This window comes from Paenibacillus sp. SRL342, from assembly GCF_984798905.1.
On the sequence record NZ_OZ481790.1, the window covers coordinates 1,886,226 to 1,903,766 of the forward strand.

Below are 17,541 nucleotides of genomic sequence, written 5' to 3' on the forward strand. Positions count from 1 at the left end.
ACCACAATTCAATTAAGGAGGTAAAATGGGAGATCGTATGCCTATTTTGTTGTAATTAAGCGTTTGTTGTTCTACCCAAATTGATCGATTTATTCGATTCATCTAATTTATGCATCAATTGGACTAAAAATAGGAAATGCTCCTGAGCGTAAAAGTTTATAGAATAGATAGTAGAACACGGACTTCACTTGAAGAAGTGGAGAAAGTGTAACCTTCGAACGGATCAGGACAGTATTCGACATCTGTGCGACGGTATATACAATCATTGTTTTACTTTGATTTTGAAAACGCAGACAAACCTTGACGGGAGCGTCGGACTAACGTTACTACCACCAACAGCACGATTATTGGACTTCATGAAAAATTTCGCTTAAAATGTTGAACGAACGCAAATTACGGCTTAGTCAATGATTTCCGTCAAAAACTTATGACTAAATCAAGACGGAGGGAACGTCGATGACGATCGTGGAAGGCAACAAGAAGCCCTGGGAAAGTTACTATGGCCCCAATATGGGATACGTACAGGAACAATATGAATTATTCACTCAAGACCCTGGTTCGGTTACACCGGCTTATCGTGAACTATTTGAACAATGGGGTGCACCGCCGATGTCTGGCAGGGATGCACGCACAACTTCGAATTCCGGCAACGCCCAATTGGCTTCCGGAAGCGTAGACATTCAATTATTACAGAAAGCGGTTACAGCGGGTAAACTGGTATGGAACATCCGTACCTATGGTCATCTTGCTGCAGATATAGATCCGCTTGGAATCAGTGAAGATACAGACACATCTTTGCTGGAACCTCAGCATTTTGAATTAAACGAAGAAGATCTGAAAGCTTTGCCTGCTTCCCTGATCTGGGAAGGAGCAGATGGGCAGACAGCAACCGGATGGGATGCAATCCAACGCTTGCGTCAGATTTACACTGGACCCATGGCCTATGAATTCAGTCATGTGCACGAAGTTCAAGAACGTGAGTGGCTGAATCGCCGCGCGGAATCCCGGACATCACCAGCTCCGCTTACGTCGAAAGAACGTAAGGCTTTGCTGGAACGTTTGGTTGAAGTCGAGCAATTTGAAGATTATCTTCACAAAACATTTGTTGGTCAGAAACGTTTCTCCATCGAAGGTAACGATGTGCTTGTGCCGATGCTGGATGAAGCTGTTCGCATCATGGCGGAAGCCGGATCAAGCCACATTCTGATGGGTATGGCCCACCGTGGACGGTTAAACGTACTGGCTCATGTTTTGGGCAAACCGTACAGCAAAATTTTCTCTGAATTTCATCATGCTCCGAACAAAGATTTGGTTCCATCGGAAGGTTCGACTGGAATCAACTACGGTTGGACGGGGGATGTCAAATATCATATGGGTGCCAACCGTTTTGTAAAAGACGGGGAAACTGTACAGGCACGCCTTACTCTGGCGAATAACCCGAGCCATCTGGAATACGTTAATCCGGTTGTACAAGGGTTTGCTCGTGCGGCTCAGGATGACCGTCGTGACCCTGGATATCCGAAGCAGGACGTGACGAAGGCAGCTACCATTTTGATGCATGGTGATGCAGCATTCCCTGGCGAAGGGATCGTTGCCGAGACGCTTAACTTCAAAGCTCTGCCAGGATATCAGAATGGCGGAACCATCCATATTATCGTCAACAATCGTCTGGGTTTCACTACAGATAGCGGTGATTCCCGTTCAACGTATTACGCAAGTGACCTTGCTAAAGGGTACGAAATTCCGATTGTACACGTGAATGCGGACAATCCGGAAGCTTGTATTGCAGCCATTCGTATGGCAGCCGAGTATCGCAATCGTTTCAAAAAGGATTTCCTGATCGACTTGATCGGTTACCGTCGCTACGGCCATAACGAAACCGATGATCCCGAAACAACTCAACCTATCGTTTATGACAAGGTGAAAAACCATCCAACGGTAAGCCACTTGTATCAGGATCAGTTGAAAGAAGAATCGATTATCGATGATGCATCCATTACGAGCATTCGCGATGGAGTAACGAACAAATTAAAAGAAGCTTATGACCAGATGAAGAAAAATGAAGTACATGAATATTATCAACGGAAAATCAGTGAGCCGGAGGCTGTTACGATTACTCCGACTGCGGTACCACTGGAGAATCTGCGCAGCATTAATGCTGATTTGCTGAAATGGCCTGAGAACTTCAATGTGTATCCGAAGTTACAGCGGATTTTGCAACGCCGGAGCACTTCCCTGAACGAAGGGGAAAAAGTGGATTGGAGCCTTGCGGAGACACTCGCATTTGCAACCATTCTGGCAGATGGCAAGCCAATTCGGATTAGTGGACAGGATGCCGAGCGTGCTACATTCGCTCATCGGAATCTGGTGTTACATGATTCGGAGAATGGAGCAAAGTTCTGCCCATTACATCACTTGCCACAGGCAAGAGCATCCTTTGCAATCTATAACAGTCCGTTGTCTGAAGAATCCGTTGTTGGATTCGAATATGGCTATAACGTATATTCACCAGATACATTGGTCATTTGGGAAGCTCAATTCGGAGACTTTGCCAACTGTGCACAGGTTATATTTGACCAGTTTGTATCAGCGGGCCGCGCCAAATGGTCTCAGAAGTCCAGTCTGGTGATGTTGTTACCACATGCGAATGAGGGTCAAGGACCTGAGCATACAAGTGCTCGTCTGGAACGCTTCCTGCAGCTTTGTGCAGAAGACAACATGACGGTTGCCAACTTGTCGAGTGCATCTCAGTACTTCCACTTGTTGCGTCGTCAAGCCTCGTTGACTGAAACGGAAGATGCTCGTCCACTTGTGATGATGTCACCGAAAAGTCTCATTCGTAACCCGCGTGTTGCATCACCGGCAGTTGAATTCAGTGAAGGCAAGTTTGAACTTGTACTGGAACAAGCTGGACTGGGGACACAGCCGGATCGTGTAGAGCGCATTATTTTGTGCAGTGGCAAGATTGCCATTGACCTGGAAGATGCTATTGAAAAAGATAAAGCAGATCGGTCATGGCTTCACATTATTCGTGTGGAACAGTTGTATCCGTTCCCGGCAGAAGAGATCAAACGTGTCCTTGCCCGTTTCAGTAATGTAAAAGAGTTGGTATGGGTACAGGAAGAGAACAAAAACATGGGTGCCTGGACATACATGGAGCCTCGTCTTCGTGAAGTCGCCCCGGAAGGCACAACCGTTAGATATGAAGGTCGCCCGGAACATGCAAGTCCTTCCAGCGGTTATCAGCTTGTGCATAGTATGGAACAGCAACAGATTATTACATCTGCGTTGAAACAAACGACGAAGAATAATATTCCACTGGGGAGGTAACAGCTGTGAGTGAAATTAAAGTACCTGCAATGGGTGAGTCAATAACTGAGGGAACTGTATCCAGATGGATGGTTAAAGAAGGGGATACCGTTAATCAGGGTGATGTGCTTCTTGAACTGGAAACGGATAAAGTAAATATTGAGATCAGCGCAGAAGAAAGTGGCGTGCTGGAGAAGATCATTCGTCAGGAAGGAGAGACGGTCGAGATCGGTGAAACGATCGGTACACTCTCAGCTGGTTCTGGAGGAGGAAGCGGTGCACCCGCTTCCGAACCAGTAGCTGAAGAGAAAAAAGCCGTTACTCCTGCACCTGAAGCTCCAACATCACCATCGGCACCTGTTGCGGCAGCGCCAGAGTCATCTGATAGTGCCAAGACGGCTTCACCGTCTGCCCGTAAGCTTGCACGTGAACGTGGTATCGAGTTGGATCAGGTTCAGAGTAAAGATCCGATTGGACGGGTATACCAGGACGATGTGAAGAGTCATAACAATCAGGCTCCTGCTCCTGCTGCTCCACCTGCGAGTAAAGCTCCAGCAGCACCAAGTGCTCCGGCAACTGGAAGTTCTACCTATACCAAACCAGTGGAGCGTCAGCGGATGTCTCGCCGCCGTGCGACCATTGCCAAACGTCTGGTAGAGGCTCAGCAGACAGCAGCCATGCTGACTACGTTTAATGAAGTTGATATGACTGCGATCATGGATGTACGTAAACGCCGTAAGGACAAGTTCAAAGAGAAACATGAGATCAACCTGGGCTTTATGTCCTTCTTCACCAAAGCGGTTGTGGGAGCTTTGAAAAAATTCCCTACAATCAACGCAGAGATTGATGGTGAAGATGTTGTTCTCAAAAAGTATTATGATATCGGCATTGCCGTATCTGCGAAGGAAGGACTGGTTGTACCGGTTGTACGTGATGCCGATCGTCTGGGCTTTGCCGAGATCGAGAAGAGCATTGCAGACCTGGCATCCAAAGCTCGTTCCAACACACTGGCGTTGTCTGATCTTCAAGGCGGAACGTTCACCATTACCAATGGCGGAACATTTGGTTCCTTGTTGTCTACGCCAATTCTGAATACACCGCAAGTGGGTATTCTGGGAATGCATAAGATCCAGCTTCGTCCAGTGGCGATTGATGCAGAGCGGATGGAGAACCGTCCAATGATGTACATCGCGTTGTCCTATGATCACCGGATCATCGACGGTAGTGAAGCGGTACGTTTCCTCGTGACCGTGAAAGAACTGCTTGAAGACCCGGAATCCCTGTTGATTGAAGGTTAATCCATCTCGTTTGAATATAGCTATTATTGATATCGCTTAACAAGAAAACCCCTGAACTGGAGTGCAGCGTGAGCTGAGCATCCGATTCAGGGGTTTCTTTTGGCTTTTGGTATGTTGTTCTCTGAATCTATTATATAGAGTCAGCGGTCTCAGTAGGACTCACCGGACTAGGGTGTGTATTCGAGCCAGGGGTATTCCGCTCTAGCCAGTTCACAACGTGCTGGGCTACTTCTGTTCGGTTGATCTCATGCAGCATTTCATGGCGTCCATCCGGATACAGGCGATACTCAATGTTCTCCAGCTGAAGCTTCTTATACTGCGAGACCAGATTAAGAACGCCTTTGCCATGAAGTCCAACAGGGTCCTTCTCACCTGAGAACAGGTATACGGGTTTGTGTTTGGGTATGCGCTCCATATTGTGTGGAAGATGGACTTCAAGCAGCAATTTGAAGAAGTCGCGGAAAAAGCCTGCTGTACAGACCGCTCCGCACAGGGGGTCATCAATGAATCGCTGAACCTCTTGTGAGTCCCGGGACAACCAATCAAACGGTGTCGTCGCGGGGCGGAAAGAGCGGTTAAATCCACCAAATACAATCGCGTTGAGCAGCATGCTGGGGTGGGTAGCACCCTGAATGCCACACTGCAAGAAGGCCAGCTTCTCTCCAAACCGGAGCAGACCGCGTCTTCCGTTTGTTCCGGATAAAATAAAGGCATGGTACTGCTCATGACCCGCGTACATGAGATGTTGTACCAAGAATGAGCCCATGCTATGTCCCATTAGAAACATGGGGACCCCAGGATTTTCTTTGGCGGCTACTTCGCCCAGATTGATCATATCACTCGCCATCCAGCGGAAGGCATCGATACCAGCATTACCAAGCAACTTGGCATTCTCCACAGTTTTGCCATGACCCCGATGGTCATTGGCATAGACCGCATAGCCATTTTGGGTAAGAATGTCGGCAAATTCGGCGTATCGGGCTGCCGTCTCGCCCATGCCATGTGCAATTTGCACTACACCTTTAACGTTGCATTCCGGATCGGGAAGCCAGCGGTACACATGAATACGGGTACCTTCACTAGCGACCAAGGCAAAGGTAGATTCCTGCATCTCGTGTAATTCCTCCTTCACAGGTTACATATAAGCTTTATTTAGGGCAGATAAGAGCGAAGAACAGTGGTATTCCCGTTCAATGTATAAGAACCCAGATTGGCTGGCAAGAGATAACATTGTCCAGCTTTCAATTCAATGCTGTCTGATTCAGCATGTGCCCACTCCAAAGTTCCTTCTCCTTCACAGACAACGAGAATCGTGAAGCTGTCAGGATTGGTGGCGAGTTCCCACCGTTCAGTCACAATTCCTTTTTCCACCACAAAATAAGGGCATTCCGCAAGCTTGAGCCATTCACCAGGAGTAGCGTTATTTGTTTTCATTGTTGAGGCACCTGCGCCTTCATAGGCGGTGACATTTAATGAGTCTTCAACATGCAACTCACGTGGTTTGCCGTCTAGCCCTGGACGATTGTAATCGTATATCCGGTAGGTCGTATCCGAGTTTTGCTGAATCTCAGCGACAACAACACCTGCACAGAGCGCATGCACTGTTCCAGCAGGGATAAAGAACGTATCACCAGCTTCTACAGGTACCTGACGAAGGGTATCCATCACCGTGCCGTTTTCCAATGCTTCTTTTAATGTTGCCCGATCAACGCCTTCATTCAAGCCATAGATGATGTGCGCGCCCGGTTTTGCGTCGAGTACATACCACATTTCTGTTTTGCCAAGCTCGCCAGGAGGAAGTGCCTCATACTCGTCAGTTGGATGAACCTGAACGGATAGGTCATCGTTGCAGTCAAGCAGCTTAATCAGGAGGGGGAAACGGCCGCCTTTTTCAGAGACGCCTTTGGTTCCAAGCCATTCGGTGCCAAGTTGTTCACGAACTTCATCCAGACCCTTGCCAGCCAGGGCTCCATTTAATACCTTGGTTGTACCGTTGGGATGATCTGCAATCATCCATCCTTCTCCGATATGTCCTTCAGGGGGCGTAAGGCCGAATTGCTCCAGAGCACGACCGCCCCACACACGTTCTTTGAATTCAGGTTGGAATTGTAATGGGTATGGCGTAGACATCAGTAATCTCTCCTCTAGTATATGAAATGGTGGATCGCTTTAATCAGTCATGGGCTTGTGGTCGCCATGAGCAAACAAGTGAATACGTTTGCATATGTAGAAGTAGAACACAGATCGCAGTAAGAAAAAGCCGTTAATAGCTCGCCTTGCGATTGTGTCTAGTTTATTGTATTTGGTGAACAAAGGAAATTATTTTTTCTCGATTCCGATCAGGAAAGGAGAAGTTTCTCGCTGCAATTGGCGATACATCACAACCTGTGCCTGTTCCACCGGCAGGGCAGAGGACCATTCCAATACGGCTGATGCTTCCTGTGCACCTCCGTCATGACCAGGATAGAGCACAACCGTAATAATGCCGCGAGGACGTAATAAAGCGAGTGCAGCTTCGAGTGCAGCGATTGTGCTGTTTGTCTCGGTGATGATGGAGGAATCTGCACTTTCTGAGGGCAGGTACCCCAAGTTGAACATAACTGCACCAACCGCACCAAGCCATGACTCAGGAACTGCTTCTGCCATTCGATCATGGCTTAGTTGAAGCATGGAGATGGAGCCAAGCTTGGCTTCATCATTTTGTTTTCGAATCCGGGCCTGTGCCAGCGTGAGGGCTTCACTTTGAATATCGAATCCAATGACTTGACCACGCCTGCCTACTTGTTGTGCCAAAAATAGTGTGTCTGCTCCTGTGCCAACCGTTGCATCTATCGCCAGATCACCTGGCTGCAGACGGGAAGCAATCCACTGATGTGCACAGCTGAGAACCGAAAGAAAGCCCATCTATGCTCGCCTCCAATACTTACCTTGCCATGAATCCCGCTCTCGCAGCTCACGATCAATGGAGTTCAACACTTCCCATTTGTTCATGGACCACATCGGTCCGATCAACAGATCACGTGGTGCGTCGCCTGTAAGACGGTGTACGATCATTTCCGGTGGAAGCATCTCCAGTGTATCTACGATCAGCTTGATATACTCGTCCTGATCCAGAAAACGTAAAAGACCGGCTTCGTATTGCTTCACCATTGGTGTTTTGCGCATCAGATGCAGCAGGTGAATCTTGATTCCCTGTACATCCATATTGGCAACTGCCCGTCCAGTGTCCAGCATCATCTCATGTGTCTCTTGAGGCAGACCATATATGATATGTGTACACACACGTATATTCCGTTTGCGCAGTTTCTCAACCGCCTCTTCGTAACACTTCGTGTCGTGCGCGCGATTAATCAATGTGGATGTGGAATCATGGATCGTCTGAAGCCCCATCTCAACCCACAGGTAGGTACGCTCATTGAGTTCAGCCAAATAATCAACAACGTCATCTGGCAAACAGTCCGGGCGAGTGGCGATGGACAAACCAACAACACCGGGTTGCTCAAGAATTTCTTCAAAATATTCGCGCAGCTCCTCGACCGGAGCATACGTGTTCGTATAGGCTTGGAAGTAGCCAATATAATGGGCTGTAGGCCATTTGAGGTGCTGTTTATCTCGAATTGTATTGAACTGGGTGACCAGATCTTCACGTCTGCTACCAGCAAAATCGCCTGATCCACGCGCACTGCAGAAGGTGCAACCACCTTTGGCAATGGAACCGTCGCGGTTGGGACAGGTGAACCCAGCATCCAGCATCACTTTGAAAACCTTATTGTTAAATTGATCGCGCATCTCATAATTCCAGGTATGGAATCGTTTATCTCCCCACAACAGAGGGGACTGTAATGCAGGTGCATTCATCTTCAGGGTACTCCTTTGGCTGTCGAATTACCGTAATCATACGTGAACAAAAGAAGAAGCGCTATGCGATTTCCGTCATAGACGATGGATAGCGATTTTAGGTGTTTTCATGAACTTTTATCATTGTATCAAAAAACGAAAAAAAAAGGGAATCGAAACGCAAAAATAGGCCGTAAAATCAAGGTTTTCTCCTTGCTATAGTTTACACCTTATGTTATATTTAAATCAGCGTCAGACACCATCTAATGGGTATTATTCATCATAGCATTTGAATCAACGTTGACGTCATGGACCATACTATACCGTGAGGTGATATGAATGAATTCCCAAGTTAAAAACAAAGAATTGAATCATGTGTCTGTTGAATTGACGGCAGAAGAAGCGCTGGCTTTAACAGGTGTTCGTTTTAATGGAAATCCGAAAGTGAAAGCGGCTGCAAGACAAAAAGTTCGCGATGCTTTCGAAAAGACATTTGATTTTTCACACCAAGATAAGGTAGACTATGAACTACTAAAGTAGTTGGACCCCAATTCCAAATAAATCGAAGAGGGAATCTTTGAGATTTGCCCAAAGTGGCAGATCCGAAGATTCCCTTTTCATTGCTCTTTACAATTTGCCAGTTCTTCGGCAAAATAGTTCTGAGACAAGTATGGGACAAACGGAGGAATAAAATGCGTTTACGTGGCAGAAAAGGGATAAGAGAAAATCTGGAGCAACAAGTTGATCTTGTTGTACTGGACCCCAAGCAACATAAAGGAAAATGGTCTGAACTGTTTGGCAATGATCACCCGATCTTCGTGGAATTTGGTATGGGTAAAGGTCAATTTATCAGCCAAATGAGTTATAAATATCCGGAATTTAATTTCATCGGTATTGATATGTATGATGAACTGGTGCGTCGTGCCAGTGAGAAAGCTCGTAATGCGTGGAGCCAGGCTGATGTGGAGACACCTCCGAACCTGAAGCTTGCGCTGGCAAATATCGAACAGATCGAAGAAGTTTTTGAACCGGAAGAACTGGAGCGCATTTATTTGAACTTCAGTGATCCTTGGCCAAAAGCAAAGCATGCACGTCGTCGGTTGACGCATCCGCGCTTCCTGAAGAAATACACAGAATTGCTTAATCCCAAAGGTCAGATTCATTTCAAAACCGATTCGGAGACGCTGTTTGATTTCTCACTCAACGCCATTGCCGACTTCGGCCTGCAAATGACCAATATTTCTTTGAATCTGCATCGTGATGGTTTGAATGAAGAACATGTGATGACGGAGTACGAGCAGAAATTCATGGGTAAAGGTATGAACATTCACCGGGTTGAAGTGATTGTGGGTGAAGAGGCCTTGCGTGAGTATCAGCAGACACGTCTGGACAAGTATAAAGTTCGTGAAGCTTCTGATGAGTCTGGTGAAGATCAGGAACAGGAATAATTCGAAAAATCTAACTTAAACTCAATTAGGTAGAGCGACACATGAGGTGAATGGTTTCATTCTCATAGGTCGCTCTTTTTTTGCATGAACAATCAATATGCCATGCTCCATAAACTCAAGTCTGGGATGATTTCAAAAGTTCTCTGAATGAAACTCTTTGCGGCGATAATCGTTTGGTGTAACCCCGTTGAACTTTTTGAACATGCGATAGAAGTATGAACTGTTGGTGAATCCCGTTCTCTCGGCAATATCGGCAACAGAGTTCTCTGTCTCTACCAGCAGATGCTGGGCCTTGGCTATGCGGGTTTCATTAATCACGTCCGTAAGTCCTTTCAAGGTAAGCTGTTTGTAGAGCCTGCTTACATAGATGGGCGACATGCCCAACTCATCTGCGATAGAAGTTAGACATAGATTGGGGTCCGCATAGTCCCGCTCAATAATGCCATTGATTTTACGAATCAATTCTTCATGTTTCAGTGTACGTTTCTCCTCCACTTTGGAGCCAAGCTCATCAAACATCCGATAGAAGTGTTCATGTACTTCACTGATGTCTTCCGCGTCTTTGACAGGCAGCATTAGACCATCCGAGACTGAATCAAGCGTGAGTTGATTATTCTTCTTGAGGGTATTTCGTACATGGTTCAGTGTCATCGTCAGATGGGATAAGGCTAGCTGGAAGACGGTAAATGGATATGCGGCTGTCTCGCCGACGATGTCTGCATAGACTTGTTTTGCTTCGCGTGTCTTACCTGTCATTAGGTGATCGACAAGTTGTCTTTCCTTACCGGCTGGGAATGCGTACTCCTTGGCGTGATACGCCATGATGTCAGAGGTATAGATCAGACAGCCCGGTCCCATGAACAAACGATGCAGTGAGGCTTCGGCTGATCTGGTATAGGATGCAATACTGTCTTCCAATGAATCTTCTTCCGTGCCGATTGTACAGGAGATGGAGCATTTCAAATGGGTCATTACAGCTGCCTGCATCATACGTAGCAGCTCTTCGATCCGGTTATGAGCAGGTTGCCCAAGTTCATGGCTTTCCGTTTTTTCATTGAAGATGAGTGTGATCAGATCACCGCCCATGTCGACAGCTTCCGCATTGTAGTGAAGATCGGCTGTCTCGGTGCAGATGTTCATCATGGCGTATTTTACAAGCTGGGTCTCATCACGATACGTTTCGTTGAATTCGGTAAAATGGTCAATACGTAGCAATACCAGTCTGGATGCACGCCGAACATCAATGGAGGAGCCGTAGAACTTCATCCGTTCTTCCAGCATACCTCCAGTTACTGTTTCACGGCCCTGCAGAGCCCCCCGCAGAAAATCCTGCCGTAACAAATGAAGACTGCCACGGCGCTCTGCTTCCATCACACGTAAACGAACAATCACCTTATCAATAGGGTGATATAATTTTCGGGACACAAGGTAAGAGAGCAGTAACCCTGCGAAGAGAAGTCCAACACAAAACAGAACGGTATGTGTGCGCATGCTCCGTATATCTGAGGTGATCAGATCATAAGGTGTTATTCTCACATAACGCCAACCCAGGTCATCGGGAGCGGTATAGGTGATGAGGGATTTTTCTCCGTCAACCTTCTCGGTAAAGTAAGCTGACTGCTCCGTATCCTGCATAATTGGCTTCATAAAAGCTTCACTGGAGAGATTTCTCATCAATGCACGGTCGCCAAAGTCAGATAAAAGGTCTCCATTCTCATTCACGATAAAGGTTTTGCCGGGTTGATCCACAGCATTCATATTCGGACTGAGCCAATCATCTTTGATATTAACGATGACAGCATAGTTTAGCTTCGCGTTATCATTAATCGTGTCATAACAGAGATAGGTGTAGCTGTTAACCTCTGTTGCTTCGGTAGAGCCGACCTGATATGTACGAGGGATGGGCACAAAAGGTTTATAGTCATGGAAGCGTTGAAGGATGCTTGTAATCCCCTGATCATCGATCTCCGAGATGGACTGCTGCCCATTGCGCATGTTGGAACTGATAAAGAATTCTTTACTTTTGGAGTTATATACATAGATGGATTCGATAAAGGGAAGGGACATACGGTAGTTGTCTAGCTGCTCCATCGCCGATGTAATCTCATAGATATTTGGTTTGGAATAGAGCAGTAATGAAGAGATGGTGTAGTCCTGATAAATCTGATATGACAATGATTTCGCAGTCTCGGTCATTTTGGCCACTTCACGGCTGGTTTGAGTAAGACTGTTCATATCTGTACGATACACCTGGCGAAGAGCAATCCGATTATAGTTGACGTACAAAATAGAAGAAGCCACAAGTAAGGTAGCGACGGTACTGATAATAATGCCGATCAGAATCCGTGTGAAGACTTTCTGACTGTCCTCTGAACGTTTACGCATTCATCTTCCCCCTCGGACCTCCTGTTTTGGGTGAATAACATAGAAATTCATGTACATACGTGAGGCTTCATATATGGATGAGCAGAAGAGCAAGAGTAACTTGAATTATATATTATGTATGCGTTTACATCAATGGTGGACAAGCCATTTTGCCTGTTTTGTCTACATAAAGTTCAACTTTCGCTGAATTGTTCACTAGGTGTAGCCTATGCACGATATCAACATTTGTGAACGGATGTGTGTGGATGTCTGTTCATTTCATGGTTCGTTCATTTTGTTCATAGTTCATTTCGCAGAATCGTTCATTTTCTGAAGGGAAGCTTCAGTATCCGTGAGTGAAGAGAGCATCTACAATAAAAAGAGAGCTCCACCACGCAGCACCGCAAGAAATTCGGGAGGGATCGAGCCATGCTCAAAGAATTGAACAAAAACAAAATCATGTTTCTGATGCTGTTGCCCACGCTGATCTTTTTTCTGATTAACTCGTATTTTCCGATGGTCGGCATCTATTATGCGTTCACCCGGTATGATTTTGAAGGCGGATTATTTGGCAGTCCATTTGTCGGTCTGGAGAACTTTAAGTTCCTATGGCAATCCGGAATGTTGCTCAAGCTCACAACCAATACCGTGGGTTACAATCTCGCCTTCATTATATTAGGAAACGGTCTTGCGATCTTCTGTGCGATTATGCTTAGCGAGATCCGGGGCAGGTTATTCAAAAAAATTACGCAATCCGTCATGTTCTTGCCGTATTTCATCTCATTTGTACTATTAAGTGTAATCGCTTACAACATGTTTAACTACGAGTCGGGTTTTGTGAACACGGTGCTCAAACGTTTTGAGGCCGGCCCGGTCGACATTTATAACACACCCTGGATCTGGGTGTTCCTGATCATCATCTTTTATCTATGGAAAAATCTTGGATACAGCATGGTCATCTATCTGGCCGCCATAACGGGTATCAGTGACGAGTATTATGAAGCTGCCCGAATCGACGGGGCGAATATATTTCAGCGGATCTGGTACATTACGGTACCAATGCTGAAGCCAACCTTTGTCATCCTGTTGTTGTTCTCACTCGGCAGCATTATGAAGGGGCAGTTTGACCTGTTCTATCAACTGATCGGTAATAACGGGGTACTGTACAACGCTACAGATATTATAGATACGTATGTGTATCGTTCACTGAAAGTAACGTTTGATATCGGGATGGCAACGGCTGCGGGTCTGTATCAGTCCTTGTTTGGATTCATTTTGATCATGACCGTCAACTATATTATCCGCAAAGTAAATGAGGACTACGCCTTGTTCTAGAACGCCCGCAGGGCAGGAGGGAGAACGATCATGAACACGCCAATGAATACTCACACTCGTACGAATACGCGTCTCAGAGATTCGGAATTCACTTTCATGTTTCAACTGATTTCCTACAGCTTCATCATCATTTTATCAATCATGTGCTTGCTACCGTTTCTGCTGATTCTATCCGGTTCATTCAGCAGCAACGAGTCCATTGTGAGGGATGGTTATCACCTCTTTCCAACGGACTTTTCCCTAGAAGGTTACAAAATGGTGTTCAAATTCCCGACTCAGGTACTCAAGGCTTATGGGGTAACGGTCTTTACAACGGTGGTGGGAACTACGCTAGGGCTGTTCCTCATCACGATGGCCGGATTTGTGCTCCAGCGTAAGGATTTTAAATATCGGAACACATTCTCGTTTTTTATCTACTTCACAACCCTGTTTGGTGGGGGACTTGTACCTTGGTACATTATGCTGGCGAACTACTTCAATCTCACAGATACGTACACCGTACTGATTTTCCCGGGGTTGATGACGCCATTCCTCATTATCTTGATGAAAAACTTCATTCGCTCGGCAGTGCCGGATGAATTGATTGAGTCCGCCAAAATTGATGGAGCGAATGACTTCCGCATCTATGTCAGCATTGTGTTGAAACTGGCGATGCCTGGTATCGCCACCGTAGGTCTGTTTCTGGCACTGGGTTACTGGAATGACTGGTTTACCTCATCCCTCTTCATTAACAACCCGGATATGTACCAACTTCAATTTTATCTCTACAACACGATGAACACGATAACATTCATTGACCAGATGGCGATTGGCACAGGGATCACACTCAGTCAGGATGTGCCTACCGAATCAACCAAGATGGCAATGGCTATCGTTGTAACGGGACCGATTTTGTTCCTGTATCCGTTTGTACAACGTTATTTTGTTAAAGGACTCACCATTGGTGCAGTGAAAGGTTAGAACGTGAACGCGCTGTGGGCGTCAGGCCACTGATATCATTTCAGGTCTGAAACATGGCGAGTGTGCGCTAACATATAAAGGTTCACCACAAAAAGGGAGGATGCGTATGCGTAACAAAACAATTCGGCACCTGTCTCTGGTACTTGCTCTGATGTTGTTCGCCGGGGTACTTGCCGCATGTAATAACGGTTCGGGGGGATCGACGCAAGGAAGCGAGCAGGGAGGAACATCCGGGAACAAAGGCGAGAAAGTCACGCTTCAGTTTTACATGCTTGGGGATGCTCCGAAAGATCTGCCTGTTATTGAATCCGAGATCAATAAGCTGGCGGAGGCTGATCTGAACGTCAATGTGAAATTCAACTACACCTCATGGACCGACTGGGATCAAAAATATAAACTGCTGCTGTCTTCCGGACAGCCGATCGATCTGATTTTCACAGCGGATTGGACATTCTACCAGTCCTATGCCAAGAAGGGCGCGTTTCTGCCACTGGATGAAATGTTGCCTACAGCAGCGCCAGCACTGAAAGCTCATGTCCCTGATGATATGTGGGATGCTGTCAAAATCAATGACAAAATCTATACTGTTCCATCCACTTGGATTGAGTATGTAACGGAGGGAATTGCGTACCGTGAGGACTTGCGCGAGAAGTACAATCTTCCAAAACCGGAATCCTTGGAAACGCTTGAAGCATATCTGGAGGGCATCAAAGCCAACGAACCCAATATGATTCCGATTGCGGATAGCAATGCCAACCATACCCATGGTATTCGTCAATTGACATCCAAGCTGGTTAATACAGCAGGTCAACTTCCATATGGACTGGATATTATGTATGACACACCATCAACTGTGACGTCCTATTGGGGATCCGCGCAACACCTGGAAGACCTGAAAACATACAAACGTTGGATGGACAAAGGATTTTTCCCGAAAAACGTACTGAATGTAAAAGATACATCCAACTCGTTGCTGCAAAATGGAAAAGCGGCCGTTGTTCTGTCCGGGGAAAACCCTAACAAATTTAATGCAGATGTAATCAAGGTACAGTCTACGCATCCAGATTGGAAACTGGCTTATTTCCCTTACCCGAATGCGAAAGGGTTTGCACAACCGGTTCACCCGATCCACAATGGTTTTGCGATTCCGCGTAGCAGTAAAAACCCGGAAAAAGCATTGGCATTTTATGAGAAACTTGTGACAGACAAACGATATAATTGGTTGACTGAATACGGTATTGAAGGCAAAAACTTCGAGGTAGATAATGGATATTACAAAATGGTCGGAGATGCACAAACAAACGGCTTCCCGCGTGAGGGCATGAATGGCTGGGCTTGGCGTAATCCGGAATTCATGCTCTATGATAAAACCTTTGATGATGTCCTGACCATGTTTGAAGATCTCGACAAAATCAAAAAGCCGGATATCTTTACAGGATTTGCTGAAGACTGGACTCCGTACCAAGCCGAGAAGGCTGCATTGGAGCAAGTGGAAAAACAATATTTGTATCCGCTTAATGTAGGTTTGGTGGCAGACGTAGAGGCTGGATTGAACACATTTATGGAGAAGGCTAAACAAGCAGGATTGGAAAAAATTCAGGCAGATTACACCAAGCAGTGGCAGGAGTACTTGAAGTCTACAGGCATACAATAGTTTGTACTTTCCTTCATAAAGAAAAGGTGCCTTCGGATTCGAAGGCACCTTTTCAATGTGGTTGCAGTCTTGTTTGAAGCCGTTGGTTAGAGGCTTGATTAGACGAAGAATACGGGAAGCGACATCCTAATGGGATAAATTCATAAACGGGCCTCTTCTGCGGATGAAGGACGAACGTCCTCCAGCAGATCGATAATACTTTGAGCACTCTGCAGCGGATGAACCTTGGCGATTTCCGCCAGATGACGTTTGCGTTTACGTACAACATCCGGGTAGTGATGCAATAACTTGTTCATCCATTTGACCACTACGTCGAGCGATGTTATGGGTTCTCCCAACCCTCTTGCGGTAAAATAGTGGACGTTTTCTTCTTCCTGACCAGGTATAGGGTTGTGGAACAACATTGGAATTCCTTTGGCCAAGCCTTCGCTGCATGTCATTCCCCCAGGTTTGGTGATCAGCAGGTCGGATACTTCCATCAATTTGTCCACTTCGTTGGTGTATCCCAAAATATGAATGTTTTCTTTGCGATACATGGGGTTCTGTTCCATGCTGATCCGTGCTTTATCATTGCGACCCAGACAAAAAATGATCTGAATATCTTCATGCCAGCGTGTCAGCAACGGATGGACCAGCTTGTCGCTGAGCATTCCCCAACCGCCGCCCATCACCAGTACAGTGGGCATGTTCTTGAGGTTGAATCTGCTTCTAATCTCTTCTCGCCCGGGATGCTCCCAGAAATTCGGATGCACCGGAATGCCCGTGACTCGAATGTTGTCTGTAGGTACGCCGCGTAGCATTAGTTTGGACTTAACCTCATCTGAAGAAACCAGATAAAGGTCTACTTCACGGTTAATCCACGTCCCATGTGCATCATAGTCGGTGATGACTGTGCATAGGGGAACCTGTACACCCAGACGTTTCAGTCTGGATATGACAGCACTTGGAATCGGATGTGTACAGACGATCGCATCGGGACGTAACTGGCGCACAACGCTGCGTGTATGTGTATAGAACAGTTTATGCAGCGCCAGTGTTGTCAGCCTGTTCAATGATTTTTTATATTGGTGTCTGTATACGTATCCGACAAGTTTGGGTTGATTGGTAACCGTTTTTTTGTATGCTGTTATAATCAGAGGTGCAACCTTGGGATTTAAGAAACTTCCCAGTTCAAGCACTTTTGTCTGCACGTCTGGCGAGAGCTTTCGCAAATTGCTGGACAGTGCATAGGCGGCTTGAGTATGACCCGTACCAAAGCCTTCAGATAATAGTAATACTCTTTTTTTCTCCACGCTTGCTTCACCTGTTCCTGCTAGGTTTTTCTGAGTCTAACATA

13 protein-coding genes are annotated in these 17,541 nt (G+C 46.3%); 7 read left to right on the forward strand and 6 right to left on the reverse strand.

The window, feature by feature from the left end; genetic code table 11:
* Window positions 1-456: 456 nt before the first annotated feature.
* Together AC4E8D_RS08690 and odhB are read left to right on the forward strand one after the other, a co-directional pair.
* Complete coding sequence (locus tag AC4E8D_RS08690) at window positions 457-3,330, forward strand: 2-oxoglutarate dehydrogenase E1 component (protein ID WP_339183443.1); 2,874 nt, start codon at window positions 457-459, stop codon at window positions 3,328-3,330.
* Window positions 3,331-3,335: 5 nt separating this feature from the next.
* Complete coding sequence (gene odhB, locus AC4E8D_RS08695; RefSeq protein WP_405131784.1) at window positions 3,336-4,607, forward strand: 2-oxoglutarate dehydrogenase complex dihydrolipoyllysine-residue succinyltransferase; 1,272 nt, start codon at window positions 3,336-3,338, stop codon at window positions 4,605-4,607.
* A gap of 130 nt (window positions 4,608-4,737) precedes the next feature.
* Here the strand turns inward: odhB and AC4E8D_RS08700 are convergent, their stop codons facing one another.
* The 4 genes from AC4E8D_RS08700 to mnmL form a co-directional block, all read right to left on the reverse strand.
* A complete protein-coding gene (locus AC4E8D_RS08700; protein WP_339183447.1) occupies window positions 4,738-5,718 on the reverse strand; it encodes an alpha/beta fold hydrolase in 981 nt (326 codons plus the stop codon).
* A gap of 41 nt (window positions 5,719-5,759) precedes the next feature.
* A complete protein-coding gene (locus tag AC4E8D_RS08705; RefSeq protein ID WP_339307605.1) occupies window positions 5,760-6,737 on the reverse strand; it encodes a type I phosphomannose isomerase catalytic subunit in 978 nt (325 codons plus the stop codon).
* Window positions 6,738-6,926: 189 nt separating this feature from the next.
* Entirely contained in the window at window positions 6,927-7,511 is a 585-nt protein-coding gene (gene mnmM / locus AC4E8D_RS08710; protein WP_339307607.1) for a tRNA 5-(aminomethyl)-2-thiouridylate-methyltransferase MnmM, read from the reverse strand.
* On the reverse strand, window positions 7,512-8,465 hold the full coding sequence (gene mnmL / locus AC4E8D_RS08715; RefSeq protein WP_036610193.1) for a tRNA modification radical SAM protein MnmL/YtqA: 954 nt from the start codon (window positions 8,463-8,465) through the stop codon (window positions 7,512-7,514).
* 318 nt (window positions 8,466-8,783) lie between these two features.
* Here mnmL and AC4E8D_RS08720 point away from each other — a divergent pair, with 318 nt between their 5' ends.
* Both AC4E8D_RS08720 and trmB read left to right on the forward strand, forming a co-directional pair.
* Window positions 8,784-8,984, forward strand: coding sequence for a hypothetical protein (locus AC4E8D_RS08720; RefSeq protein ID WP_017689675.1), 201 nt, complete (start codon window positions 8,784-8,786; stop codon window positions 8,982-8,984).
* A gap of 152 nt (window positions 8,985-9,136) precedes the next feature.
* Window positions 9,137-9,892: a tRNA (guanosine(46)-N7)-methyltransferase TrmB gene (gene trmB / locus AC4E8D_RS08725; RefSeq protein WP_076252463.1), complete on the forward strand. Its 756-nt coding sequence runs from the start codon at window positions 9,137-9,139 to the stop codon at window positions 9,890-9,892.
* A gap of 132 nt (window positions 9,893-10,024) precedes the next feature.
* Here trmB and AC4E8D_RS08730 read toward each other — a convergent pair whose 3' ends face one another.
* The gene (locus AC4E8D_RS08730) at window positions 10,025-12,277 is read right to left on the reverse strand and encodes an AraC family transcriptional regulator (RefSeq protein ID WP_490206089.1); all 2,253 of its coding nucleotides are present in this window, start codon (window positions 12,275-12,277) and stop codon (window positions 10,025-10,027) included.
* Between the two features lie 408 nt (window positions 12,278-12,685).
* Between AC4E8D_RS08730 and AC4E8D_RS08735 the strand changes: the two genes are divergently transcribed.
* The 3 genes from AC4E8D_RS08735 to AC4E8D_RS08745 all read left to right on the forward strand — a co-directional run bounded on the left by AC4E8D_RS08735 (window position 12,686) and on the right by AC4E8D_RS08745 (window position 16,205).
* On the forward strand, window positions 12,686-13,591 hold the full coding sequence (locus AC4E8D_RS08735; protein WP_017689672.1) for an ABC transporter permease: 906 nt from the start codon (window positions 12,686-12,688) through the stop codon (window positions 13,589-13,591).
* Between the two features lie 96 nt (window positions 13,592-13,687).
* Window positions 13,688-14,551 carry a carbohydrate ABC transporter permease gene (locus AC4E8D_RS08740; RefSeq protein ID WP_405132409.1) on the forward strand — a complete coding sequence of 288 codons (864 nt, stop codon included), beginning with the start codon at window positions 13,688-13,690 and terminating at the stop codon, window positions 14,549-14,551.
* Window positions 14,552-14,651: 100 nt separating this feature from the next.
* Window positions 14,652-16,205: an ABC transporter substrate-binding protein gene (locus AC4E8D_RS08745; protein ID WP_490206090.1), complete on the forward strand. Its 1,554-nt coding sequence runs from the start codon at window positions 14,652-14,654 to the stop codon at window positions 16,203-16,205.
* 140 nt (window positions 16,206-16,345) lie between these two features.
* On the opposite strand, the gene AC4E8D_RS08750 is transcribed toward AC4E8D_RS08745, so the two are convergent.
* Window positions 16,346-17,497, reverse strand: coding sequence for an MGDG synthase family glycosyltransferase (locus tag AC4E8D_RS08750; RefSeq protein WP_221822887.1), 1,152 nt, complete (start codon window positions 17,495-17,497; stop codon window positions 16,346-16,348).
* Between the last annotated feature and the right edge of the window lie 44 nt (window positions 17,498-17,541).

What these genes read in the sequence shown, in the direction of transcription:
- AC4E8D_RS08720 (WP_017689675.1), top strand. Translation starts at nt 8,784, where the DNA reads ATGAATTCCCAAGTTAAAAACAAAGAATTGAATCATGTGTCTGTTGAA.
- AC4E8D_RS08745 (WP_490206090.1), top strand. Translation starts at nt 14,652, where the DNA reads ATGCGTATGCGTAACAAAACAATTCGGCACCTGTCTCTGGTACTTGCT.
- AC4E8D_RS08700 (WP_339183447.1), bottom strand. Translation starts at nt 5,718, where the DNA reads ATGCAGGAATCTACCTTTGCCTTGGTCGCTAGTGAAGGTACCCGTATT.
- AC4E8D_RS08690 (WP_339183443.1), top strand. Translation starts at nt 457, where the DNA reads ATGACGATCGTGGAAGGCAACAAGAAGCCCTGGGAAAGTTACTATGGC.
- AC4E8D_RS08730 (WP_490206089.1), bottom strand. Translation starts at nt 12,277, where the DNA reads ATGCGTAAACGTTCAGAGGACAGTCAGAAAGTCTTCACACGGATTCTG.
- trmB (WP_076252463.1), top strand. Translation starts at nt 9,137, where the DNA reads ATGCGTTTACGTGGCAGAAAAGGGATAAGAGAAAATCTGGAGCAACAA.
- mnmM (WP_339307607.1), bottom strand. Translation starts at nt 7,511, where the DNA reads ATGGGCTTTCTTTCGGTTCTCAGCTGTGCACATCAGTGGATTGCTTCC.
- AC4E8D_RS08735 (WP_017689672.1), top strand. Translation starts at nt 12,686, where the DNA reads ATGCTCAAAGAATTGAACAAAAACAAAATCATGTTTCTGATGCTGTTG.
- AC4E8D_RS08740 (WP_405132409.1), top strand. Translation starts at nt 13,688, where the DNA reads ATGTTTCAACTGATTTCCTACAGCTTCATCATCATTTTATCAATCATG.
- mnmL (WP_036610193.1), bottom strand. Translation starts at nt 8,465, where the DNA reads ATGAATGCACCTGCATTACAGTCCCCTCTGTTGTGGGGAGATAAACGA.
- AC4E8D_RS08705 (WP_339307605.1), bottom strand. Translation starts at nt 6,737, where the DNA reads ATGTCTACGCCATACCCATTACAATTCCAACCTGAATTCAAAGAACGT.